General features: G+C 63.6%; 17 protein-coding genes and 1 pseudogene. 5 read left to right on the top strand and 13 right to left on the bottom strand.

All coding sequences use genetic code 11. The features are described 5' to 3' along the window. Positions 1 to 334: 334 nt before the first annotated feature. Positions 335 to 826 carry a pyridoxamine 5'-phosphate oxidase family protein gene (locus A5724_RS16225; protein ID WP_067803669.1) on the bottom strand — a complete coding sequence of 164 codons (492 nt, stop codon included), beginning with the start codon at positions 824 to 826 and terminating at the stop codon, positions 335 to 337. 518 nt (positions 827 to 1,344) lie between these two features. On the opposite strand from A5724_RS16225, the gene A5724_RS16230 reads away from it, so the two are divergent. Beyond that, on the top strand, positions 1,345 to 2,184 hold the full coding sequence (locus tag A5724_RS16230) for an arylamine N-acetyltransferase (RefSeq protein WP_067803671.1): 840 nt from the start codon (positions 1,345 to 1,347) through the stop codon (positions 2,182 to 2,184). A gap of 433 nt (positions 2,185 to 2,617) precedes the next feature. On the opposite strand, the gene A5724_RS16235 is transcribed toward A5724_RS16230, so the two are convergent. Continuing rightward, on the bottom strand, positions 2,618 to 3,262 hold the full coding sequence (locus A5724_RS16235; RefSeq protein WP_067803896.1) for a LysE family translocator: 645 nt from the start codon (positions 3,260 to 3,262) through the stop codon (positions 2,618 to 2,620). A gap of 150 nt (positions 3,263 to 3,412) precedes the next feature. Continuing rightward, positions 3,413 to 4,330 carry a LysR family transcriptional regulator gene (locus A5724_RS16240; protein ID WP_067803674.1) on the bottom strand — a complete coding sequence of 306 codons (918 nt, stop codon included), beginning with the start codon at positions 4,328 to 4,330 and terminating at the stop codon, positions 3,413 to 3,415. A gap of 144 nt (positions 4,331 to 4,474) precedes the next feature. Between A5724_RS16240 and A5724_RS16245 the strand changes: the two genes are divergently transcribed. The 4 genes from A5724_RS16245 to A5724_RS16265 all read left to right on the top strand — a co-directional run bounded on the left by A5724_RS16245 (position 4,475) and on the right by A5724_RS16265 (position 8,411). Then, positions 4,475 to 4,939, top strand: coding sequence for a PAS domain-containing protein (locus A5724_RS16245; protein WP_232004860.1), 465 nt, complete (start codon positions 4,475 to 4,477; stop codon positions 4,937 to 4,939). A 677-nt stretch (positions 4,940 to 5,616) separates the two neighbouring features. Next, complete coding sequence (locus tag A5724_RS16255) at positions 5,617 to 6,039, top strand: DUF417 family protein (RefSeq protein WP_082965059.1); 423 nt, start codon at positions 5,617 to 5,619, stop codon at positions 6,037 to 6,039. Between the two features lie 142 nt (positions 6,040 to 6,181). Continuing rightward, the gene (locus tag A5724_RS16260) at positions 6,182 to 6,700 is read left to right on the top strand and encodes a DoxX family protein (protein WP_197518679.1); all 519 of its coding nucleotides are present in this window, start codon (positions 6,182 to 6,184) and stop codon (positions 6,698 to 6,700) included. A gap of 1,018 nt (positions 6,701 to 7,718) precedes the next feature. Beyond that, entirely contained in the window at positions 7,719 to 8,411 is a 693-nt protein-coding gene (locus tag A5724_RS16265; protein WP_067803691.1) for a hypothetical protein, read from the top strand. A gap of 320 nt (positions 8,412 to 8,731) precedes the next feature. Here A5724_RS16265 and A5724_RS16270 read toward each other — a convergent pair whose 3' ends face one another. From A5724_RS16270 to A5724_RS16310, 10 genes and pseudogenes are all read right to left on the bottom strand, one after another. After that, positions 8,732 to 9,964 carry a copper resistance D family protein gene (locus A5724_RS16270; RefSeq protein ID WP_067803694.1) on the bottom strand — a complete coding sequence of 411 codons (1,233 nt, stop codon included), beginning with the start codon at positions 9,962 to 9,964 and terminating at the stop codon, positions 8,732 to 8,734. Between the two features lie 246 nt (positions 9,965 to 10,210). Next, positions 10,211 to 10,417: pseudogene (locus A5724_RS33145) on the bottom strand (cutinase family protein); the annotation flags it as partial. Positions 10,418 to 10,878: 461 nt separating this feature from the next. Next, a complete protein-coding gene (locus tag A5724_RS16275; protein ID WP_067803697.1) occupies positions 10,879 to 11,868 on the bottom strand; it encodes a TIGR03557 family F420-dependent LLM class oxidoreductase in 990 nt (329 codons plus the stop codon). Between the two features lie 670 nt (positions 11,869 to 12,538). Continuing rightward, the gene (locus A5724_RS16280) at positions 12,539 to 12,853 is read right to left on the bottom strand and encodes a zinc-binding dehydrogenase (RefSeq protein WP_067803700.1); all 315 of its coding nucleotides are present in this window, start codon (positions 12,851 to 12,853) and stop codon (positions 12,539 to 12,541) included. Between the two features lie 24 nt (positions 12,854 to 12,877). Then, entirely contained in the window at positions 12,878 to 14,635 is a 1,758-nt protein-coding gene (locus A5724_RS16285; protein WP_197518680.1) for a phosphatase PAP2 family protein, read from the bottom strand. Between the two features lie 1,176 nt (positions 14,636 to 15,811). Continuing rightward, a complete protein-coding gene (locus tag A5724_RS16290) occupies positions 15,812 to 17,569 on the bottom strand; it encodes a DUF4157 domain-containing protein (protein ID WP_197518681.1) in 1,758 nt (585 codons plus the stop codon). A gap of 1,468 nt (positions 17,570 to 19,037) precedes the next feature. Next, the gene (locus A5724_RS16295; protein ID WP_197518682.1) at positions 19,038 to 21,587 is read right to left on the bottom strand and encodes a DUF4157 domain-containing protein; all 2,550 of its coding nucleotides are present in this window, start codon (positions 21,585 to 21,587) and stop codon (positions 19,038 to 19,040) included. Between the two features lie 29 nt (positions 21,588 to 21,616). Further along, positions 21,617 to 23,632, bottom strand: coding sequence for an ATP-binding protein (locus A5724_RS16300; protein ID WP_067803710.1), 2,016 nt, complete (start codon positions 23,630 to 23,632; stop codon positions 21,617 to 21,619). Next, positions 23,608 to 25,092, bottom strand: a complete 1,485-nt coding sequence (locus tag A5724_RS34225) for a hypothetical protein (RefSeq protein ID WP_067803713.1) — start codon at positions 25,090 to 25,092, stop codon at positions 23,608 to 23,610. The genes A5724_RS16300 and A5724_RS34225 overlap by 25 nt, the downstream gene beginning before the upstream one ends. Further along, entirely contained in the window at positions 25,089 to 25,292 is a 204-nt protein-coding gene (locus tag A5724_RS16310; RefSeq protein WP_067803716.1) for a hypothetical protein, read from the bottom strand. Before A5724_RS16310 ends, A5724_RS34225 begins: the two co-directional genes overlap by 4 nt. Positions 25,293 to 25,303 lie beyond the last annotated feature (11 nt).

Below are 25,303 nucleotides of genomic sequence, written 5' to 3' on the forward strand. Positions count from 1 at the left end.
GCATTTCACCGAGCACGTATGGCCGCTCGATCTGCGCTCATCGATGCCGCACGCCGGAAGGCCAACGAGGCGATTCGCGCTGACGCCATACAGGTGCTCCGCCGTGATCGTCCGGCGATGGAACAAAACAGCGGTTGGACGTGTCAGCGGGCAACCGAACACGCCAGCCGCCATCTGCCCCCGTGACCATTGCGAGATTGGGACCGGATCAAAGAGCTCGAGCCGGGTGTTCGCGGGCCGGAGGCCACCCACGGTATTGGCGCGGTTCGCTCATCTGCGGGTGTCGCCCCACGCCAGCACTGTCTGTACTGCGCGCGGCGATCCGGCAGCGAAGTCACTCTCGGTCGGCTGCGGCCTGATCGGTGGTGTGCGTGCCGCGGAGGTAGGTGGCCGCATACTGCGTGACAAGGCTTTGCTCGTCAGCATTGCCGTAGGTGTAGGCCGGCGACAGGATCGGCCGTACAATTTCAACGTTCACCAAGACCGCCTGTTTGGCGGGGTAACCCGGTCCGTTGAGCTCAAGCAGCCATTCGTGTAACCAGGTGTGCACGGCGCTGCCGGGCTGGTGCAGTTCCGCACTGCCGCTGAAGCGGTAGCCGCGTCTGCGCAAGAAGTCCACAACAGCGATCTCGATGCGTGGGTTCAGCGACAGGTTCGCGACGGTGCCCGGCGAGGCGATGTCCATGAATGCGATGTGGTTGTCGTCGTATACGCGCAGAGATGCCTTGGGGGAGAGGTTCGGCGACCCGTCGGGGTTGACGGTGGCGACGAACCCGAGTTTGGCGCTGTCGACGATGCCGCGCATGTCGTTGTCGATGAGGATCATTGCACTACTTTCTGTTGTGGGGCGGCGCGAACAACCAGACCTTGAGTCGTCCGGCCCTGAAGGAGGATGGATTTGAGAACCTCTGTCTATCAACGTTATTCGAGTAGTAGCTCAAAGAATTTGGCACTCCGTGGCGTCATCCCGCGAGACAGTGACACGTTAACTTCAAGGACTATATAGTCCTTTACGTTCCCATGTCGGATAGCCTGGTGGCCGCGCCCGATAACCCGCAGTTGAGTCGAGTGATCGAGAGCGATCTCAGCGATCGACTATGGAATAAAAACGCGCTCTTTCAACATAATTGGTTATATGCACGATCGAGCATCCCTTCGGAAACGGAAGGAATACACGGTGTCTGCCGAAGACCTGCAACATGCTCCGGGGTCGGTCCGGACGGTGACATATCAGACGTCTGCTGTGTCTGGGAGAACCCCGAGATACTCACCCGTGGAGAAGTCGTCCCCTGCACCGAAGGTCACCATTCATCATGTCCCTGCGAGCTCGAGGATAGGCGCCTAATGTCCGCCGCTCCCAGCCGAGTGGCCGCGGATTACCTCAGTCGGGTGAACTACGCGGGGCCGACCGATGCGACGCTAACGACTCTGCGCGGCCTTGTTTCCGCCCATACTCGCTGCATCGCATTCGAGAACTTGGACTCCCTGCTCGGCCGACCTGTTGCTGACCTCGGCCCAGAGGCGTTGGTTGACAAGTTAGTGCGCCGACGCCGGGGAGGCTTTTGCTACGAACAGAACGGCTTGATGGCGTATGTGCTTGACGAACTCGGTTTCAGTGTGAAACACCTTAGCGCTCGGGTGATGTTGAATGGGACGGTTGGTCCGCTAGCCGCGGAAAATCACGACGCCCTTCTCGTAACGGTACCGAGCGTTGAAGGGCGATTTCTCGTAGATGTCGGCTTCGGTGGACCAACACCGACTGCGCCGTTACGAATTACCGCTGGCATCGTGCAACAAACCCCTCATGGGGCGTACAAACTGCTCGATCACCGTGGGGGATACCTGTTGCAGGTCCAGGTAGGAGAAGAGTGGAAACCGCTTTACACATTCACCACTCATCCGAGGCCGCGTATTGATATGGAAGTCGGGAGTTGGTACATGTCAACACATCCTACGTCGTTGTTCGTTACCGCTCTGACCGCATCGATCGTCACGGACGACGAACGCTATAACTTGCGCGGCCGAAATTTGACCGTTCATAGAAGCGATGCGACCCAACGGTTGAGACTCGAGGGCGTGGCAGAGGTTCTCGACTTGCTGAGTAGCCGGTTCGGCGTCAGCCTAGACGATTTCGGCGACCGGTCCTTGCTCCAGGCCCGGGTTAGCGAGGTGCTCGACGCGTGATTCGCCGACACCGCGTCGTCTTCACCGACGCAATCCGGCGCTCGTAACACTTGGCGCAGCTCGGCGGACCCGCTCCCACAAAGGACGTTGCAGACCGTCCTGTGTCCTTGTCGGCGTCACCGCAAATGCTCTCGAGGGTTGGGGCCGCCAGCGGTGCGCACGCGCCGGGCTGCGGGCGCGCCCCCACCGCGTAACTCTGTCGTGGCTTGCAGTGCGAACCCCTAGTCCCCGTGATCGCGCATTGGCGTGAATCACCAACGGGGCGATAGAATCTCGGCGAGGTATTCACGTGCGATCCGCTCGAGCAAAGCCGCCAACTCCGGTTCAGCCGCAAACATCTCACGGTTGGGATGGTGGTATGCGGCCCACCCTGCCGAGGACCGCAGCTGGAGTCGAGTGCTGCACGGCGAAGCAGAGGCAGCCCAAGCCGGGTCTATACCCGAGCGCTCGCCGGCACTTCACGCGCCAGCAGCACCGCAACCATGCCCAGTAGGGTGCCGGTGACCCGCCGCTGCCAGACCGCCCACGTCGGCCGACGCATGATGAAACCCGCGATCGCACCGGCTGCCACAACAATCAACGCGTTCACCGCCATGCTCACCGTGATCTGTATCCCACCGAGTACGAACCGCTGGATGGCAGTGTGACCACGATGCGGGTCGATGAACTGCGGGATCAGCGCCAGATACATGATCGCCGCTTTTGGATTCAACAAGTTGGTGAGCAAACCCATCCGGAACAACCGCACAGACGAGTCCCGCTTCAACTCGTGAGTCTCGAACAAACCACGACCGCCAGGTTTCAATGCCTGCCACGCCAGATACGCCAAATACGCCGCACCCGCGGCCTTGAACCCGATGAACAACCAGGGGACCGCAATGAACACGACCGTCAATCCAAGGTTGGCCATCGTCATGTAGACCACGAATCCGATCCCGGTACCAACCAGTGAGATCAGGCCGGCAATCCGGCCCTGGCTGATGCTGCGCGACACAAGATACATCATGTTGGGTCCGGGAGTGACCACCATCGCCAGCGCGGTCACTGTCATACCCGCTGCCGCGGCCGTCGAAATCAGCACACTTCCGAGGATACCACAGGAAGTGGACTATATAGTCCATACTGACCGCGGATCGTTTCACCGACCTGTGCGGCTCATGCCCCCATCCTTAGCTGCAGATGCGGCTTCGATGCGCGCCAGCGCTGCCGGTAGCACCCGGGTGGCCACTCAGGCGACTGACGCCAAATGTGCGCTGAATTTAGCTGCGGGAACCGATAACTGAGATTCGTCGCGGCAGCAAAGCAGAAGATTGCGGTGCGCCCATGCGTTTGTCAGGTCGACGGTGCGCACGTTCTGATGCGAACACCGGGCGGCGGCTAAGGCCGGGATGACCGCTATTCCGACACCCGCTGCGACCGCGGCGCAGATCGCCTCGGTGGTGGGTAGATACGCTCGGTAGCGGGGACGAAGCCCGAGGGGCTGGGTCTGTCCACTCAGGTGTTCCTGCAACGGATTTCCCTGGGTGAATCCCAGGAACTGGTAATCCAGACAGGCACTGAACGCGACTTGGCCACGGTCGGCAAGTGGATGGTCGGCGGGCACGATGACGACCAGGTGGTCTGGGCGCAGCGTCGTGCACTCCAGCTGAGCCGAGTCCACGGTGTCGGAGATGATTCCGAGCTCGGCGGCCCCGTCAGTGACGGCCGTAACGATCTCGTGGCTCGGGCGCTCCTGCAACTCGACGTCGATGTCGGTGTGGGTGGCCAAAAAGTCGGCCAACCCGGTCGGCACCAGTGTCTGGATAGCCGATGTGTTCGCCAGAACCACCAACGTGGATTGCAGGCCGTCGGAGCAGCGGGCCAGCTCGGTGCGCATGCGCGCCAGCTGACCGACGATCGCTCGGGCGTGGGCGACCAACAACCAACCGGTCGGCGACGGCACCACGCCGCGCCGATGGCGGTCCAGCAACTTGGCCCCGAGAGCCTTCTCCATGGCCGAGATCCTTGCGCTGGCCGATGCCAACGACAGATGCGCGCTCTCGGCGCCTTGCGTGATGCTGCCGCGGTCGACTACCTGCAAGAACAACTCCAAGTCGGTGAGGTCGTAGGCCGTGACGCCACGGTACTCAAACCGATACGAGAACAATCAGCCTTCGCCTCAACCGAACGCTGACTCGCAATATCACGCATTGTGCGCACGGCGGCGCACAGCCACGCTTGGGTTGGGCCGGATACCGGCCGCCGTGCACGACAGCTACCGGGAAGGTACTGAATGACATCGCACGCTGAAATGACCGAGGTCTCTGATCACAGGATCGTCGCAGGCTTTGCGCTGAGCGAGTGGGCGGATCGGCTCCTCGAACAGGCCGGCCTCGGAGTCACCATCGTCGACCGGCACGGCACGGTGATGTACTACAACAAGTGGGCATCCGAGCATTTGGACCGCGACCCCAGCTACCTCGGTCACTCGGTGCACGAACGGCATCGCCGCAAGGTCACTAATCCGCGGTTCGACGCCATGCTCAAACTGTTCGTTGACGGCCGCATCAAGCCGGTGTGTTACGTCGCACGGCCGTACGGCAAGACCACCATTCTGGTGATCGTTTCGCCGATCCGGATTACCGGCGAGCTCATCGGCCTATCACAGCTCGTGTTGCTCAAAGATGAAGTGCAGGAACTGTTCGCACGTTTCGACGCCACGGGCCGCGAGTCGCTCGAGCGGGAGATGCTGCCCGACGGCTACCCCGGCATGTGAAGCGAAATGACCAAGATGTCGCAAGGGCCCTGGACACGCTTCGGCCCCTCTAGATTTGACGAGGCGGACGTCAAGACCGCCGCGGCGATGAAGACGGAAGAGCTGAGTCGGGGAGGCTTCTATGCGGGGTGACGACCGCGGTAGATGCGCTCGCCGAATGAAAGGTGTTGATAATGCGACGGTTAACGACGGCGGCTGGTGCTGCGTGTGCTTTGGCGGTCACGGTACGGGGTTCCTCGGCGGTGGCCACTGCGGCTACCGCAGGCTATAACGTCCAGATCAATGGAGCCGAGGTCTTTCCACTGTCGGACTGCACAGTCATTCAGGTCGAGGGATTGAACAATTCCAACATCGATGCCAATGGAAACCGGATCGACCCAACGAAGTTCGACACCATATACGTCGACATATCGTGCCGAGGAGGATAGTTCCGTTTTGCAGGAGAAGCGACGTGACACGTCGCAATCTCCGCCGCGTGCAGTGCGGCGGCATGCCACGAAAAAGGCTGTTCTGCAGGGAAATACGCATGGATTCACGCCGCGGACATCAGACCGATACACACGAACATCAGCCTTCGATTTGACAAAGACTGACTCACGAAATCACTCATTGTGCGCACGGCTGCCGGGGTTCACGCTAGAGGTAATGCCGGATGGCAGTGGGCGGATCGGCCTGAGATGGCCGGGGCACGCGCCTCGACGTGGCTTAGTCCCCAAGACGCATTTGAAGTGAAGAATGGAAAATCCTTGAACAACAGCGTGAGAGGCATTGTGCAGTCTGCGGACCACATCGCAGCTGTCGCTACCGCGATCGTGCGTTACGGCCTGGTCGTTGTCATCACCTGGATCGGATTGATGAAATTCACCGCCTCGGAGGCCATGCAGATAAGCGAGTTCACCTCCCATAGCCTCTTCATGAGCTGGCTCAACAGCTTCCTGTCAATTCGCGCTCAGTCCGACGTCATCGGGGTGATCGAGATAATCGCGGCCGTGCTGATCGCCGTGAGCGCGGTGTGGCCGCCCCTCGGTGCGGTTGGCGGCGCGCTGGGCGCGCTGTTGTTCGTGATTACACCTCGAACTCAGCGGTGTCTGCACGCGTAAATCAGAGTAAGCGGATCGCTTACTCGTGAAACCTATTACACGCCGAGCCTGAGAAATGAGTCCAGGACGCAGGAAGCTTTCGGACCTCTAGGCGTACCGTCCAACCTGGGCCGCGCTGCCAAAACAACGAAGAGGAAAGACCATGGCGGATGTAACGCGCAGAGATCTGACATGGATGTCAAAAGACACCAGAATCTGGTCAGCAGCAACGATTTTTGCGAGAGCGGCACTCGCGGCGGCGTTCCTGTCGGCCCTGGCCGACCGATTCGGGTTATGGGGGCAGCCCGGGACCAACCAGGTTTTTTGGGGAGACTTCGAGACATTCACGCAGTATGTGCACACTCTTGCTCCATACCTACCCGCCAGATTAGTTACTGCCGTCGCATGCGGTGCCACCGCCGTCGAAATCCTGCTCAGCAGTGCTTTGCTTTTGGGAGTAAAGCTCCGTTGGGCTGCGCTCGGCAGCGCCGCGACACTTGTTGTGTTCGCCCTATCGATGTTCTTCTTTGCCGGCTTCGAGACGCCGCTGAGTGCGTCGGTTTTCAGCGCTGCTGCAGCTGCGCTGCTTCTTGCGTTGGCACCGCCGGGAAGCTACGCCGCCAGTCTCGACCATCTGTACGAATCCCGAACGAAGGAGCGTGGCTCAAAGAAACGGGACTGATAGGCGGGGGAATGTGCGGCCGTCCGCGAATCGACCGCACTGGCCTCCCAATGCTTACTGGCAACCCTGCATACTCGATTCCTGCATATTCGACTACGGACCTGAGTGACGACTGCACGGGCCGCGAGAATGCGGGACGACGCAGGTCATGCAGCCGGGGGCGGTTTTCGATGTTGCCGCAGAGTTCTTCGAGGGCGAAGTGGTCGCCCACAACTACAAGTGGGATGCACATCCTGGAGTAGGGCACTGAGGGGCAGAAGGCGCAGTGGTTGCCGTCGGTATGCCACGATGCAGCTGTGCACCGAGACACCCGGACTCAGATCGCCCGAATAGCCCTGTGCCTCAAGCGCGGCCAGATCATGAGCGAACACGCCACCGCACCCCTGAGATCCACCTGCGCGCCGCCGCCGGGCACACCGTAGATCTGATGCTAACTGGGCTCGAGAGAAACTACGTTGAAACTGCCTGGGCGACATCAGGTTTCAAAACGACTATTGGTACCCTGCAACGTCGAATACGCTAAGCCCCTTTGACGGCTTGGCGGTCGCATGAGGTGACCCGTAGGCGCCTCGGCGTCAGCAGTACCCGCACAGGCATCTCTGCTGAACCTCCCAGCAAAAAATTCAGCCGGTCGCGGATAGTGTGCAGACTGCGTTGCTCAAGTTGTGAAGTTCCTGGGTGATTTTGCCAGATCGCGATCGTTCTAATACAGTTCACGGACAACGGCGACAGTGCAGTAGCACCACTTTGAGTGACGCCGATCACAAAATGGCAAACCAAGGGCATCCATAGCGACGGGTGTGGTGTGTCCGTGGCGAGCCAGCTTGTGCGTCACTGCGGCTGTAACGCGCTCAGCAAATGCTGGCGCGCACCGATGATTTCGGTGACAAGTCACCGGATCGCGACCAGTGCGCGGTCAGACTCCGCTGCTCGGCTCCCGAGCTGCGGGGTTCGAGGGGGAGTCCGAGGTCCGGCACACGGATCCACAAGTTCAGACCCCCGAGAAGAGAGCACAACCATGGCCAAACACCGAATGCCCGCCACATCCGGAGCACAGAAACCCGCGAAGACGATTCTCGCGGGCGTTTTCGTGGTGACGGGCATCGGTGGAGCGGCGCTGCTGTTTACTCCGACGAACCGCGCGACATCGGTCGCGATTGAGCAACAGCCGGCGCGCGAAGTCGCAGTCGTCCGCGCGGTCGCACCCGCCCCTGCACCAGCAGCCGCGCCCGCACCGGTGGCGGCGGTGACCAAGGACTCCGACGCGCTGGCGATCGTCAGGGCCATCGTGAGCCAGGGGCAGGCGGCCGGGCTGAGTGAAGATCAGATCAAGACGATCATCGCCACTGCAAAGATCGAGTCCGATTTCCGCCCGGCTGTGTCCGGCGGTGTGCAGGCCTACGGGAGCCGGGGTACCAGGGCTGACGAGGTCATCGGCCTGTTCCAGGAGAAAGCCAGTTTCGGCACGGTCGAAGAGCGCCAAGACCCCGACAAGGCGATTGCGCGGTTCATCGTCCGATTCAGCGATGCGTTCAGGAAGTACGGCATCAGCGACAGTGTGCTCGCGGCCACACTTGCGCAGAACCCGCAATTGCGCAAATACCGTAGCGGCGGCGTCGGCACCCACTACTACAACACTGTCCGGGCCGCGATGGCCGCGGCCGCGGCGTTGTACGGCCAGGCCGCCGGGCCACGCGCTGACGCGATGTGATGTCAGCGGCAGCGGGCGAAAGCGTTGGCGGGGGGAGTCGCGGTAAGGCGCGGTCGCGGCGGCCTTTGCTGTCAGGTTGATATCCGCGTGGCCGCCGCGCAAGAAGCTACTCGCGCAGTAGCGCCGGGTTGACCGTGTACTTGACGTTGGCGATCAGTGTGGCGGGATAGCCTGCGCGCTATTGCCCTCGGTACGGCGGGGACGCCATTCACCTGCATTCGACGCCGAAACGCGGAGATGCTCTGTCGGACAGGCGGAGCAGGACATATGCCGGTAAGCGGCCAATCGGTGTCAGATCGGTTGGAGCAGGTGAACAACGATTAGTCGAGGTCACTGCGCGGAGCATCGCTTACGAAGACGGTGGTCCGCGAGGCTGAGGTGGGCTGAGTCGGTGAGGCAGCCAGGCGCTCAGAGAGCTTGGCGGTCATGGCGAACGACCCTGCCAACACTGCGATTAACAGCACGCCTAATCCAATGACGTTGTGGCTCAGCATCGCCTCGCGATCACCGGCCTGCGCGCGAGCCGAACCGTTGAGAAAGGTCATCGCTAGAAGCGCTCCTGCCCCGAGTACCGTCTCTGCGGCAGCCAGCAGGGGAGCCGTTCTCAGCGCCAGCGCGAACAGTGACACGCGATCACCCGCGGCGCGTGCATGCGCCATTCGTGGCAGGACGACGAACTCATGGCACGCGCCAACCAGTACCGCAGCGCCGACAAGCGCCACCTTCAGCAGCAGTATGTTGCCGAACTTCGTCGTCAGCAACTCGACCGGAGTGCCGACGAGCTCCCACGCCATGTATAGGCCGCTGATCACGATGCAGCCCACAGCGAGCAGCGCCACAGTGCCGAAGCGGCTCCACAACTGAGCCCATGGCACGCCGGCGCTGACACTGAGGTGATCGCGTGTTCGCGCCAACACTGCGAGGCATGCGATGCCGCCGATCCACACGCTGACGGCGACGACGTGTACGTGGTTGGCGAGCATGCCGACCGCATCACCGAGTGACGATGACGTACTCGGCAGGAAGCTCAGTTGTTGGGACGCTAAGGCGATCACCAAAACCAAGGCTGTCACCCGAGTCAGTTGCGCACGGATGCGTGGGGCCCACAACAGCATAAGAATGACCGCGGCGAGGGCCCACAGCCCGTATTGGATCCCCGCAAGTGCACCGGGCGAGATCCATTGGGACGAGATGTTGGTGGCAGTGACATAGCGCCAGATCGCGGCAGGCTTCAGTGAATCGCTGTACGGGGCGTGTTGATTTGCCGATGAACTTCGGGTGATCACACCGGCAAGCTGAAAGTAAAGTGCCGCGATGAAGAACGCGCCGGTGAAGGACAGCAGCAACGCGTGTCGCCGCTCCAGGACCGCCCGGTCAGTCGCGTCCGCGGCATGTCGATCGAGCACCGGCCGCAACACCAACAGGTGTAGGGAACAGCCCCCGATCACTGCAATCCACCCGACGAAGTAGCCGGCCTTGGAGAACACACGCCACATCGGCGGTGTCGGATTGGCCATTGCGGCGGGCACGGCTTCCGCCAGCAGAAAAACCATTAAACACCTCGATCACCTTCGAGATCTCGTTCGAACCCTTCTATCTGGGAGACGTGTGATTGCCGCCGACTGGTTCAGAAAGTTGCTCCGAAGAGACATACGACACAGGCGCGCGGCGGCAGTGGTACGCGATGACCGCTGCGGCGGCACGCGTAGCGGACTACCCGTTACCTGCCCTGCCTCACCGCGGGTGACACACCAGCGCAATCGTGCAGCATCAGGCTTGGCCGTTTCCACGGGGTGAAAACCCGCAGCCTTGTAGGAGCTGTGCGCGGAGCGGTCCAGCCCATCGGGGTAGCAGATCGGATCGCCGGTCGCGCAGAACTGCATCGTCTTGTCGGCGTAGAGATCCCCCACGGCGATCGGCGGCGCGTTATGGTCAGCCAGGCCGAGGAACCAGTCGTCAGGGGTCCCGAAGAGAACTTGGGCAGCAACGTGTGAGGCGACCGATGATCGAGTCCAGGATGAACTGTCGCAGCAGGGCGGCTATGAACTGATCATGTGGTGCCGCCCATGCGCGGCGCTCAGCGGGGTACCGGTGGCCCGAGATGGAGTGTCCGCCGGATTGCAGGTACGGATGGAGGCAACTTAAGAAGCGCGCTCACCTCACAACGAATCGCTGAAACTTCCGAGCGGTGGCTTAATTGCTGTGAGGTTCAGGCCAGTGTGATTGCGCTGCAAGTGGTTCCAGCGCCTGGGCGTACCAGGCCTGGCCCGGGCGTCACCATCATGCACCTCCGCGAGGCGCTCGGCAATCAGCCCTACGAATCGTTCGCCCGCACTGGCGAGGCGATGACCACTGCTGCCATGGTCGCGTACGCCTATGACCAAATCGAGCAGGCCCGAGGAGAAATGGACCAGGACCGAGATAGACGACATGTGAAACAGTCGCACCCGCCATCACTCATCTGGACTCACGCCGTTTTCATAGCGTGGATCGTCTCAATCAGATGCTCGGCGGCGAAGTCGATGAACTTGTCGATATCGGGTGAGCAGTTGACGAACGCGAGTCCGTCGATGCCGGCAGCGGCGAACTTCTCGGCCTGAGCCACATAGTCGGAGGCCTGCGGACCGGCCACAACCGCGTTCGCCAGGTCGCTGGTCTGGATGAACTGCGTGGCGGATTCGAAGGCGGAGGCGCGCGGGAGTTCGGGAAGAGCCTGCACCCCGAGTGCCGCCCAGCGCGCGGAGCGAGCTCCCGCCCGCAGTCCGGCTTCCTTCGAGTCCGGGTCGTAGGCGATGAACATCTCGCCGAAAATGGTTCCTGACCCACCTTGTTCACGGTGAACTTTTACCAACGCCGGATCTGGCGTCGTGGAGCTGGTGAACATGCCGCCGTAGTCCGCGGCGATCCGGGCGGCATTGGGGCCGCCCGCCGCGACGAGTATCTCCGGAAGTTCGTCGGGCAGGTCATAGACCCTGGCGTCCTCCAGTTGCAGGTACTTGCCGTGGAAGGAGTGGAACCCGCCGCTCCACAACATCGTGATGATGTGCAGAGCCTCACGAAGCATTTCCTGGCGTACCGCCACGCTGTGCCAGCCGCGGCCGACGATGTGTTCGTTGAGTCGCTCACCGGAGCCGATACCGAGGAAGAACCGGCCCTCGGACAGAATGCTCATGGTGGCGGCCGCCTGGGCGATGATCGCCGGGTGATAGCGCACGGTCGGGCAGGTGACGCCGGTGCCAAACCGAATCGAGCTGGTACGAGCGGCAACCATCGCCAGCACCGACCACGCGAAGCCGGAATGCCCGGCCAGCGGCAAGTCGTCCGACTGATCCAGCCACGGGTGAAAGTGGTCGCTCATCTCGACGAAGTCGAATCCCGCCTGTTCCGCGACCACCGCCTGTCGCACCAGCTCGAGCGGAGAGTACAGCTCGGCGAAAAGTTTAAGTCCTACCTGCATCGTTGACTCCTTGCTCGGTTCGGTTCCCAGGAAGCGGTGCGTCTTCCGCCAACCCGTATCAACGCGTGTCGGCGCTCGTAGGTTCAGGGGGCGGCGAATCTAGCGCCGTTGTTGCGCTGCGTTGGTGAGATGGTGTTGGCGGCTCCAAGTCTGCGTGGCGATTTGTGTTGCGCCTTAGGGTGATCCCAGTGGCGGGTTAGTGGACAGGTCGAGATCACTGAGACCGTCGATGGTCATCGAGTGGAACAGGGCCAGCGGGTGGAAAGCGCTGCGCGCCAACGAAAAATAATGGAAAGAGCGGTGGCACGATCCACAGCAGTCGATTGAAGTGCGGTACGGGTAAGGAAGTCTCATATCATTGACTTCCACTCCCGCACATAGTGGCAAAGTCTCAATTGATCTGGCACCCAACAAACCGGGAGTGTCGGACCGTCTGCGAATCGACCCCACTGGCCTCCCAAGCACTACTGGTAACCCTGCATATTCGATTCCGCCGTATTCCTCAGCGCTGGCGGGGCGTCGACGCCCTGCGCGGCGGGCAGGATTTCGGCTACGCGCGGCGTTAATGTCTGCGAATCGGCTAGGTCGCGTCGAGTTTGGAGAACATCGGTTTTGGTGAGGTGGTCCATCATCGAAACTCTGTGCCAGACAATGGATCTGCTGTTAGCCCCTACGTGCTGGCGTCCCGAGTGATTGATCCGCCATCGCGTCCGGCCGCAGCGATCGCGTTGTATAACGCCGCGTCGATGACACCGTCGACGCCAGTTGGTAGTGCGTCGCGAATGCGCGCGGCCACTTGATCCCCACGCGCGACGATCAGGTCGGCCCCCAGCTCTTTGACGAGCTCTTCGTCGGCCGATGCAGCATCAGCCACGACGTACAGCCCGTAATGCTTGGCAAGTTGAACGGCGTAGCCGCCCAAGGCCCCGGCAGCGCCGGTAATTGCTGCGGCACCACCGGGCCGAACGGCTATCGCCTCAAGCATGTTGGCAGCGAATAATTTCTATAGCTACGCTAAGTAGCTGACACTCGTCGGTGGTTGCGCGCGGACGCGCGGACCGACAGCGAGGCGGGCGGTGACCTTGTTGCGGTCGTAGGTGACGTCTGCGCGGAAACCGGCCGGAGCTGTCACGCGGTCGAAGCGGCCGGTGATCTCCCGGGCGGTTAGGACGGTCGCCGGCGAGGTGTGCGTCAGGGCCAACGTGCCGCCCAGCTCGGCGCGGCCGTCCACGTCGAGAGCCCCGATCAGCGTGCCGCCGCTCTGCTTGTAGTCGCCGCCGACGTGCAGGCCCCCCGTGGTCTGCAGGGTGCCCCCGGTCACGGTGACGTCGCCGGTGCCGAGGGACCCTGCGACTAGGGTGCCTTCCTGCAGGATCGTGCCGCCGCGGTACGTGGTGGCGCCGGTCAGTGTCAGAGACCCGGTGCCGCGCTTGACGAGCCCGCCGTCGCCGCTGATGTCGTTGCGCCAGACGGCGGTGCCGTTGATCTTTACGGTGGTGTTGCTGTCGAAGGCGCCGTAGCCGTCGGCCGCGGTGAACAGGTCGAGGCGGCCCCACATCTCGGGGCCGTCCAGCAGCGGGTAGCCGGCGGCGACGGCGGTCGTGCGCAGCACCTCCCGGCGCTGTTCTGCGGTCAGGTCTGGGAACAGCGTCTCCAGCAGCACCTCGGCGCCCTGCGGGACGACCATCGGGGTGTTCGCGCGGTCGGTGCGCGGGAGCCCGTAGGTGAGCTTCGGCTGGACGAGGCGCCGGTTCGCTTCCCGGTCGGCGTACGGGTCGGTCCCCGACTTCGGGGCCTTCAGCAGGACGTCGATCGCCTGCTTACGGGCGGCTGCCTTGAGGGTGGCATTGGCCGGGTCGGCGAGGGTCGCGGCGGCCAGCGCGGTTGCGAGGATCCGGCCGCCCACGACATCGACCGGCGAGTGCATGCCGGCGACGATGCGCGTCTCGCTGAGATCGAACGCGGCGGTCACCAACTGCTGAAAGCGCTCCGGGACCGCGTACGCAAAAGCCAACGCGGACAAGTGGAAAGCGTTCGTGTGCCCGCTGGGGAAACCCCCGTCGTCGGGGGGGTCCATGCTGCGCTGGCGCAGCAGCGCGGGAACCACCTCGACGTCCGAGTCATAGACAGGGTAGCCGAACGCGTCGAGCTTGCCGGTGTCGACCACTCTGCTGTCGGCGGTCATCCGCCACGGGCGCGGGTATTGGTATGTGAGCTTGCTGGGGTTGCCCGACGCGAACGGGCCGCGGAGGGTGTTGACCAGCGTTACGACCTGGCCCAGCGGCGAGTCGGCCGCACCGGCCCCGAGCGCCGAGCCCGCGGGAGCACCGGCCGGGATCGTATCGTCGATCGTGGTCGGGGGCGTGGTCGCGGGGGCGGAGGTGATACTGGTGACCGCCTTCGCGATCTGCTTGTACGAGTCAGCGAGCTGGCCGAGCCCGGAGATGGCCGCATAGCTCTGGTTCTGCCGGTCCTGGATGAACGCTCGGTCAGCCTCGGCTTGCGTACGCGTTTTCGTAGCCTGGGTGACGTAGCGCATGCTGGCGCGCAGCACAGCAGTATCGAGCACCGTGCCGGTGTTCCAGGCACTGCCAGTGCGCCAGAGGGTCTGCATGCCGGAAAGAATGCGCACGGCAGCGTTGGTATCGACCGTTTGGTTGCCCGTGACGTTCGATTTGTAGTCGGTGACAAAAGGCTTGGCCGTCGCGGCATACGCGGGCAGCTTCGAGAACACCGGCGCGGCGGCAAGACCCGCCGCCGCGGCCACGGTCGCACGCAGCAACGCGCGGCGATTCAGCCGCCAGTCAGATACACCGTTACCAACATTCACAGGAGTCTCATCATTCACATGTTTCACCATCACCGACGGGAGTGGCGTCCTGGCGAACCGCACATGACGAGCCGATGAAACTACGGCCTGACCACGGAAAGCCCTGCGCGCCAACCGAAACCAGCGGGAGAGCGGCGGTCGACAAGGAGGCGGATGCTAATTCATCTGATGCAATACGCAGTGCTTTTTAACTTGACATAATGTGGCTTATCGGCATTTGGTCTACCTAGGCCTGGAGTGCGATGACGCGAAAATCCTCAGGGCTGCTGTCCCTTCTCAACGTATCTTCGCTTTTCTCACTCTTTCTGCGCCGGCCGATCATTCTTCTCACGGAATCTGCGCCAAAGCGGTCTTCTCGTCGCCGCGCCGAGTCTTGCTCGCAATGACGACTTCGGCGCGTCGATTACGCCGCCATGGCCTTTGGTTTCCGAGTCTCGGAAACGTCTGCGACGGGTCATTACATCACAGTGACGTAATGACCCCTGGCGGGTTTGGACGGCCCATCGGAGCCTCGGAAGGTGAATTGCCTTCCCATATACCCATTTCCGTGTCAGGGAGTGGATCATCGATGGCGTCGGGCACGGCGAGCTTCGGAAGTTGGCCGAACCTTCGTGGACGCTTCATCGTCGTCGCCGTCTCGTGCATCGAGTCGGCCACACGCACGCCTTCACGGGTGTCATGCGTGTCTGTCCCAGGCTTTCGCCATCACCACCGGATCGTCGAGATCGCGACAAGCTTTAGCCAGCCGGCGAAAATCGTCGACAGTCAGCCGTTAACGACGGGCAGGCACACTTCGAGGCCGTTGTGGTACTTCTTGCCGCTAGGTCGCGGCGGTTCTTCGACGGCAAGCGATCGCACATGGGTTCCAATTCTCCGATCGCCCGACGACGATGGTCTTCGTCTGCGCGAGTACCGCGCCTAGTCAATTCGTCACAGTGACGCTCCCACCAGTTCGAGGGGTGACGACAGCGCTTGTCCTGCAACCGTTTATGGACGTTTGGTGGATAATAGTCATTATCCATGAAACAGCGGGGTCCACCTATTTGCGGTCCCCGCTACTTGGTGGTGATGGGGGCTGCAGTGGCAGCTTCACACCGCCGACCCGACGAGGCGCTACGGATTCAGCGGGACGTCGACTCCGAGCGGCTCGAAGCCGAGCGAGCGCCGCAGCGCATCCTCCGACGCGCGTTCCGTGACCTGACGGTAATACTTGAAATTCCGAGACGCGTCCCGGTAGTTGTTCGCGGCGTTGTCCATCTCATTCGCGATCTTGCTCATCGAATCGGCGGTCAGGAACTCAGTCGCACTCGTCGCCGTCTCGTAGCGGCCCGTCGCCGCTAACGCATCGATGCCGAGCTCGATCGCTTTAGAGCGGTACTCGCTCGCCGACGATCTCAGGCTTCCCGCGAGCTCGGCGTTGCGCTCTTCCGCCTCGCGGAACGTGTCGGCGAGGTAGCCGTACGCGCAACCGAGACTCTTGAGCGTCGCGTGATCTAGATCCGATCGCAGCACATTGATGATCTGCAGCTCGCCGCTGCCGAGCCTCACGGTCTCGTCGAGTGCGGCTTGCGACTGCTTGAACGCGTCGTCGACTTTGCGCTGCTCCTCCGGGAGCGCGGTGCCGTGCGCGAGGACCGTCAGCCCAGTAGCGATCGCCTCGATGTAGCTCGTCGCCGTCATCAGCGCGTGCAAGCCGCGCAAATAGATCTGGAGCCGCTGGTTGAATGCGACGCCACGCTGCACTTGGCCTTGCGCGCGTGTGATCGCTTCAGCCATCTCCGCATGATCCGCCGACGAAATCGTCGTCGAGCGGAGGCGCGGAGACGGCATAAGTGGTACGGACGTCGCCGACGGCGTGGGCGGCGCGCCGCCGCTGCCGGCGCCGCCGTGCGGCTTCCACGTCGGCCGCGGCGGATTCGGATCGGGTACTTCGAGCACGCTGATCCGGCCGCCGCCATGCGCGGCGATCTCGTGCGGACAATCGGCGCAGAAGCGCCGCGACACCACCATGCCGTGGACCTTGAAATCGTTCTGGTCCGCGGCGTAGAGCAGCAGCTGTTCGGCGTCCTGCGGTGACCCGACGCTGCCGCGCCCCTCCGTGCGTCCTCGCGCATCCCAGGACGTGATGCCAAGGCTGCTCGCCGCGGCCGAAAGACCGCGGGCGTTGCCAGCCGCGCCCGCGGTGCGATTTTGGGCGGTCGTGTACACCAACGTTGGGAATCCGTCAGGATCGGTTACGAGCGCGATCGCGACCGTGCGGTAGCTGTAAAGTGTCGCGCGCGTACTCGGCGAAATGGTGTCGTACAGCTGCAGCATCTTGCCACGCAGCACGTCCATATCGTTGGGGGTGATGCGGAATCGCGGCGGCTTGCCGTTGGATCGCGAGAGCTGAATCGGGCTGCGTTGCGCGGATAGGCCACGATCCTCATGGTTTCGGTGACCTAGATTCGCACTTGAATCGGCCTTCTGCTGCAAGACATGCGTTAGCTCATGGGCAATTAGCTGCCGTCCGTCATGCGAGCCCGGTGTAAACCGCCCTTTGCCGAAGACGATGTCGCGGCCGACGGTGTAGGCGTGGGCGTCGATAGCCGCCGCCGAACGCGCGGCCGTGGAGTCGGTGTGCACCCGAACATCGCCGAAGTCCTGGCCGAACCGCGACTCCATATAGCTTCTGGTCGCGGTGTCCAGCGGCTGACCCGGCGAGTTGAGAACGTCGGTAACGATGCCCGGCGCGCCGCCCAACTCGTTGCCGGTCGTCGCCGAACGCGACACCGTGCGCGCCGCGGTGCTGGCGCAGCAGCTGCCGTTCTGAGTTGTGCCCGTTGAGGATTCACCACACGTGCACGTATGCTCGGGCACCGGATCGGACATCCGCATGACCGACTCGGCGACCCAATCAGCCTCCCGCTCCGACGGGTCCGCAGGCTGACTAATCCTCAACTGCGCTTGCAGCGACGCCGGCAAGGGCGGCGCTGACGGTGCAAGTGCCCGGGCGATCAGCAGGTTAGGCTGACCAACCAGCGACTCACCGACACCTCTCTCGCTCCCCCGCGTCGCCAACCACTGCACCATCTGATTACTCACATGAGCCGGCGGCACACCGCGGTCAGATTCGGGGCGAGCCTCAGAGCGCGAAGCCGACCGCTTCGCCCACCGCGGGGTTTCCTTCTCGACCGTCGCCATCAGTAGGTCCTGCAGGACAGTTCCGGTCCAAACGGCCGGTGCCCTCGGTCCTAGTGTGTCACGTCTGGGTGCTTTCTCATCCGTTGTGCATCGCGAAATGCGCGCGAGCACGTCCTAGTAGCAGCGGTCCGAGCCTTGGAGGAGTTGGTCGATGTTCTGCCGCTTTGGCGGACCTGCTCACCGATACGCCGGAAGGTCACGCGCGCTCACACGTTTGGTGGATCGGTCGCGACCCACCTGTGCCGGTTCGCGTCAGCGGCGTTGGATGATGTGTATCGTCACCAACTTTCATAACACTGATAACGCTGTGCCATGCGAGGACCTCGGTTGGGCGACGGGTCGCGCCGCCCGATTTGGGTCGACCTTCGACCCAACACGTGAAGTTCTGCACGACATGGACCCATGTGTGTCCGGGATGGCCCAGCACCGAGAAGCCGGGGCTGTCGTCGAAGACGACTGCACTGTCGGTGATCCGACGACTCCCTGGGAGGGGGTCGTCGGATCACGCGCCCGGTCCCGCGACATCGTCGTCCATGGCGAGGCCAGCGGTAGGCCGGTCTTTCAAAAAACGCCTTCGGGTCCCGACCATTGCCGAGGCTGCAAATCGACGAAGTATGCCGCTGCTGTGGGTTCGAGGTCGAAGACGATTTCGACGCCATTGCCAGGTAGGGCCCAAGCGCGATTAACCCGAGGGTTCGACCGAGTCGACTGCTTCCTGCGTCGATGAATCGCCCGGCTCGGATCCCGGGAATGGTCTGAGCACCGGCGTCAGTCTGTCGATGCGCTATTTGCGTCGATGACGCGAGGGCCCGTGCGATCAGCAGATTCGGATGGGTGGTCCGCGATTCTATGACGGCCTTGCGGCCGCCGGACAGCGCTAACTGTTGAGCCACCAAGTTACTGATGTGCGCCGCGCGCACCGAAAGTGGTTGCGGTGCCAGTAGTTCTACGGAGGTCGCCTGTTCCACCGTTCTGGCGGCTTCTTCCTTGACCGGCGCCATCAGAGACCCTCGTGAAGCACCGGCGGTAGGCATCGATTGGGACGGCTCTTGAGGTACAGAACCAGCTGGCTATCCAAAACGGCAGCTCTTGCGAGCACGCCGTTGCTCTGCACGTCGGGTGCACGGCGATCGGTGCATATCCGCGGTCGGCGCAATCAAGGGCGCTGGAAATTGCGTATGACGAAGAAGCGGCCGATAACATTTTCTGGTCCCGGTGCCACGGCGGCGTCTCCGAGCCGGACATTAGTTGTTTCCGGCCGCGCAGGTTCGCCGGGGTTCACGGCGTATGTGATCCTGAAGTTCTGGAATGCTCGGCCAGCCGCCTGATTGTCATTTGAATTCAGAGGCCACAAATTGTCAGGGCCGTCTGGTCCTCCCCAGCCCAGATCCTGTACGTGATCGGCGTCCTCGCCTTTCATTGAGTACCCATGCCGCTGTAGCAGTGAACGGAACCGGTTCACCGCTGGCCCGCGGTCGTCGTCTTGGAGGACCTTCTCGAGGCGCATCTTCTTGCCCCGCTTGGGTATCCATGCGGGCTGAACACCGATGCTGTGGCCCGGCTCCACGAACTGATCTGGTACCTGCATCTCGTACTCGTGGGTGCCGCCTGTACTGGCATTCAAAACAATCGGATCCGGGTAAAGAAAGAGCGGCTTGAACCAGTCAACAGGAATGGCATCCGACTTAGTACGGCCGCTTGGTACTTTCGCCGTGGAAGGCACCGGGCTAGGCGGGACAGGACCACCGCCTCCCGAAGGTCCGAACGGAACGGGTCCGAACGGCGGGCCAGACTCGCGGCCCCGATCTTGTCCCTCGGTAGCGCAGAACTGCGGTGGGAGCATTCCGTTGTCGCACAGGAACTGTTTGATCTCCTCCCACGACATGCAATTAAAACCGGTTGCCAGCGGATGGATGGCTGTGACGATGTCCTGAATCGGCATCGGCCCGAACCTGATCGGACCGACGCCGCCAGTACCGCCGCTTTCGCTCAATCCCGCATGAATCGGAATTGTCAGCTTCCATGCCGCGCCCGTCTCCCAGTGCCCTAACGGGTACACGTACTGGCAGATTATCTTCGTGTAGAGCCGCAGGGCGGCGAAAAAGTCGACGTCGCCTTGCAGCAGGACACCGCCCATCAGATCGGTCACGTTGTCGAAACTGAGTGTTCCGGCGCTGTAGGCCAACGTCACCGTGTCCTGGACCGCACCGATGAACCATCCTGTGCCCGTGCCGCGCAGCCCTGCCTGGAGGATCACGATTACCGGAATCGACGCCAAAGGAAGAGTGGTTCCTGCAGCGGCCGTGAGACCGCCGAAGAGCGTCAACCGCGGTGCGATCGCGGCGGCCGCGTACAACTGACCTGTTGCCAACACGCGACCGGAGAACGGACATATCTCTACGCGAATACCGCGAATCGCTCCTGGTCCGACGGCACCTTCGATCGAGCCCTGCGCGTACCCGAGAATCCCGAATGTTCCGGCGAGCGGTATGGGTCCGACCATGGTGGCGCCTGCCATGATCGGAATGAAGAAGCCGTACTCCGGCGTTTCGCCGAGCGTTTTCTGGAACGACGGGAACAGCGGAATCTCAGGGATCGTGATGATCAGACAGCCACCCCTAATAACAACGGCTCCGCCGAACAGACCCGCTAGGGCGTTGGCACCGTCGAGCGCAGCCTGTCCCGCGGTCGTAGCCAGCCAGTCGACGGTTTCCTCGACGGCACCTGCAGCTGCACTAGCCGCATCGCTGACCGCACCCGCAGCCGCACTCGCCGCGTCGCTCACCGCGTCGGCAGCCGCACTCGCCGCGTCGCTCACCGCGCCGGCAGCCGCACTCGCCGCGTCACCTACAGCTGAAGCCGTATCCGAAGCGGTGTCTGCGATCCCCTGGGCCAAACCTGTCGCGGCTTCGGCAGCGTCGTCGAAAAAGTCGCGCTGAATCAGTGCGTCACGTTTTTCCTCTGCGCAGATGCACCCTGGAGAAGTGTGGTCACCGCAGCGCTGTATGCCGCCGGCTGTTTGTTGGACGGTGTGGGTGAGTTCGTGGGCGAGCAGCTTGCCTCCCTGGGAGGTGCCGGGGGCGTATTGACCGGCGCCGAAGACGATGTCGCAGCCGACGGTGTAGGCGTGGGCGTCGATAGCCGCCGCCGAACGCGCGGCCGTGGAGTCGGTGTGCACCCGAACATCGCCGAAGTCCTGGCCGAACCGCGACTCCATATAGCTTCTGGTCGCGGTGTCCAGCGGCTGACCCGGCGAGTTGAGAACGTCGGTAACGATGCCCGGCGCGCCGCCCAACTCGTTGCCGGTCGTCGCCGAACGCGACACCGTGCGCGCCGCGGTGCTGGCGCAGCAGCTGCCGTTCTGAGTTGTGCCCGTTGAGGATTCACCACACGTGCACGTATGCTCGGGCACCGGATCGGACATCCGCATGACCGACTCGGCGACCCAATCAGCCTCCCGCTCCGACGGGTCCGCAGGCTGACTAATCCTCAACTGCGCTTGCAGCGACGCCGGCAAGGGCGGCGCTGACGGTGCAAGTGCCCGGGCGATCAGCAGGTTGGGCTGACCAACCAGCGACTCACCGACACCTCTCTCGCTCCCCCGCGTCGCCAACCACTGCACCATCTGATTACTCACATGAGCCGGCCGCACACTCGAGGCAGGTTCGGTGCGCACTTCGGGCTGCGCTGGCGCTGAGCTCGCCACCTGTGGTCCTTGCGTATTGACGGGTGCCATCAGCGGTCCTCGTCAAGCACCAGCCGGAGGTATTCCTTAAATTCCGCCCTCGACGGAAGCTTTCCCTGCTGGCGGCGCAATCGGGCTATCGACCGGACGATGTGCCCCATCGTTATCGGGCCGCCCTCATCGGCGGCGAGGAACGCTGCCTGCAGCGACGCCGTGCGCACCTCGCCGCCGGTGAGCGGGAGCATTGCGGCCAGGAAGTCCGGGGCGATATCGTCGGCCAGCGGCGCATCGGGCGGGAATGTCCGCTCCCACAGCAGAAGTCGTGCCGTGTCGTCGGGCGGCGGAAATTCGATGTGGAAGTGCAGTCGCCGGCTGAACGCGTCGTCGAGATTGCCGGGTAGGTTACTGGCCAGGATTGCGATCCCGTCGAACGCCTCGAGTCGTTGCAAGAGGAACGCTGTCTCGATGTTGGCGTAGCGATCGTGCGAATCGTGCACCTCCGAACGTTTACCGAACAGAGCGTCCGCCTCGTCGAAAAACACGATGGCGTTGCTGTGCTCGGCGAACGCGAGGATTCTCTCGATGTTCTTCTCGGTCTCCCCGATGTATTTACTGACCACCGCCGACAGGTCGACGCGAAAAACCTCGAGGCCCAGTTCGCGGCCCAGGACGGCGGTCGCCATCGTCTTGCCGGTGCCCGATGGCCCGGTGAATAGTGCGCGCACAGATGTATGGCCGCCAACCAGCCGGCCGAAGCGCCACTGACCGAACACTTGGTCGCGATGTCGGATCGCGCCGGCGAGCTCTTTGAGCCGCTGCGTTGTGCCCCGCGGCAGAACGAGGTCGTCCCAGTCGTAGTCCGCGCGCACCGGCTGAGCGACGCCGATTAGCCGCGAAGTGCTGATCTGCCGAGCAGCGCGCCGCAGGCCGGTGAGGTCACCTGCGCGGGTCCGGGCGACGGTCATGGCGGCGGTGTGGATCTGGGCGGCGGACAGCCGGAATACCGCGGCGACCTCCTTGACGTCGCCTGGGGCAGCGGGAATCCCGAGTTGGAGCAGTTCGTCTGACCATGCCGCGGCGCGTTCGTTGACGTCGAGGTCGCGGGGCTGCAATCGTTCGTAGTCGATTCCGTCAAGCGGCAGTCGTTCGGCGACGTCCGGCGCGACGCTGAGCAGCACCGGGACGGGTGCTTGTGCGAGAAGCCGGCACCATCGACGCACCGATGGTGCGGCCGGCTCCTCGCCGATCCCGGCGTCCTCCCCCGCGACGTGCACTGCGCCGTCGGCTAGTCGAGCGGCCAGAACCGCGAGCCGCAGCCCTTGTTCGGGGTCGGCCACTGCGGTATCTATTGCGACAAGCTCTCGTCCCAGCTGGGATGCCCACGTGCGAGCGTCGGCTTCAGCGTCCTGGTGCATCCGTGTGCTGAGCACTGTGAGCGCCGGCCAGTCCGGGGCCGGAGAATTCAGCCGCTCGCGGCGGGCGGCGATCAAGTGGCGGCGCACGGGCTCGGCCAGGGCCAAACCGGCCGATCGCCACAGGGGTGCAGACTCCTGCCGGTGCACCTCGAGAAGCCCCGTGGCGATGGCAGGCGAAGCGGGTTGCAGCGCACCGCCTCCCAGGCGATGGCAGAGGTCGACACTGGGCATCCGCCGGGCGACGTCGTCATTGAGGTAGGCGAACACCGGCTGGTAGGCCAGATCGACTTCGGGTGCCAGGCACACCACCACCGCCAGCAGATCAATCTCGGGAAGTTCGAACCGGCGGGCGAGGTCGTGCAATGGTGAGCTGGGCAGCTGCGCGGCGGCGAGCAACGTCCGCAGCGTCTCGTCCGCAGCGGCGATGCGGTCGGCGTCGGCCGCTTCCGCGGCCTGTCGCATCACGATCCGGTCGACCTGCTCGTCGCTGACGTAGAGCCCGCGCAGTTCGTCGAGGCTGAGTTCGTAGCGCGCCCGCAGCCGCAGGATCTCCCGATGCAGGGCGGCGTCGAGCCAAGCCAGCCACGGCGCCAGCCAGGTTGGCCCCGTCGTCCGGTCGGCGTCGCTCAGCAGCGCGTGGTCAGAATCCATCGCCTCGATCCCGCCGTCTCGACGAAGCTGCCACGGTCCAGGCCGGTCATCGACAACAGCACCGCGAACGGCGCATGGCCGAGCTCGACCGTCACTTCGGTGTCGCCGAAGACCACCCAGGCATCGATGTCGGTCACGTTGCGCCACAGGTATTCCGGCGATGCGGAGGCCATGCCGGGTAGCCGTCGTCCGAGCTCGCTGTAGGCGGCGCGGGCGATCCGGCTGAGCAGCCGTCCCCCAGGCGTGGCTCCGAGACTCGCAGGCAAGCATAGGAATTCGTCAGCGACCTCGAAAAGCCGTAAGCGCGAGTCGAATTCGCGCACGTCGTGGTCGGTCAGGGCCCGCGCCCACCCGGCGACGTCGATGTCGTCGGCTACACTGAGCGCCGCTCGCAGTACTGGGTCCGTCGCGGGCGCCAGGGTGCGCCCACGCCCGAGAGCCGCGGTCAGGGTGCCGAGCTTCGCTACGCCGGCCACTGCAGGGGGCCAGTCCCCCAAGTCGTCGAGCAGAGGCAGCAGCAGAAGGCCGCCACCGAACGGCGTGTACGCACGTTCTGTCGTGGATCGCGTGACCGCGGAGTCGTCGAGGGCCGCGGCGAGCCCCTCACGGTCAGCAGGTGACCACGACACCAGCGGAAGGAAACCGTCGGTCGCCCCGGTGATGGCCTGCAGGTCGCGCCACCGGCCGTCGCGGATCGCCGCGACCGCCTGCGGACGTCGGTTCCCGCTGGCTCGGAGCAGGGCCAGCGCATCGGCGACCTCGGTGGCGACCCTCGTCAGCATGGTCAGGGGTAGCCCCGATCCCCTCGCCGCCGCTGCGGCGAGAACAAGTGCTACGCCGGGGATGTCGAGTCTGCCGGCTGATGCGAGCCGCTGCAGCGCACCTAGCACCGGATCGACAGACACCGGTTCGGCCGTGCCGTCCAGTGCCCGCAGCAGGACCTCGACATCACACGATCCGGCGAGGGCCTCGAGTTCGGCCGGACTGAGCAGCAGCAAGGCGTCGGCCACCGCGTCGGGCTCGTCGGCGGCCAAGACCGCCGGCGCCGCGTACGGGTCGGCGAGTTGACCGGCGAACTGTGCGTACTCCCATCTGCCGCGGGCCCGGCCCTCGGCAAGGTCGAGTAGGTATCGGGCGAGGAAGCTCGCCCGGTCCGGAAACCACAGTGCGTTGGCCGGATCGACGCCACGGCGGGCGCAGTCTTCGACAGCTTCGGCGACTTGGCGGGCGATGCTGGCGGCCATGCGCGCGGCCGGCCAGGCTGCGCCGACGCTGGTCGCCACGTCGAGACGGCGGAGCACCCAGTAGCCGCTCGGCCCCCTCGCGCCGAGCGCGCGCTGAAGCTCCTGCGCCAGGTCGCGCTCAACGGCGGCAACCAGCGCTCGTTGACCCTCAGCGCTTGAGCCCAGGACCCGGCAGACCACCAGGTGACGCGTGACGCGAACGAGGGAAAGGGTCATCGCGCTCCGGCCGGCTCACCCTGCTCGCGCGCAAACTCTGGAGCGGACGCCAGCTGCTCCTCCAGCACCCGGATCGCGCCCTCGATGCGCAGCAGTTGCGTTTGGACCTGTGCTTCATGACGGTGGATCTCGGCCAGCTGATCTTCCCCCGAGGCGTATTCGACGCGCAGCTGCGCCAGCCGCTCAATGGTCCAGTCCATGGTTGCTCCTC

The organism is Mycobacterium sp. ACS1612 (genome assembly GCF_001667505.1).
Classification (GTDB): Bacteria; Actinomycetota; Actinomycetes; order Mycobacteriales; family Mycobacteriaceae; genus Mycobacterium.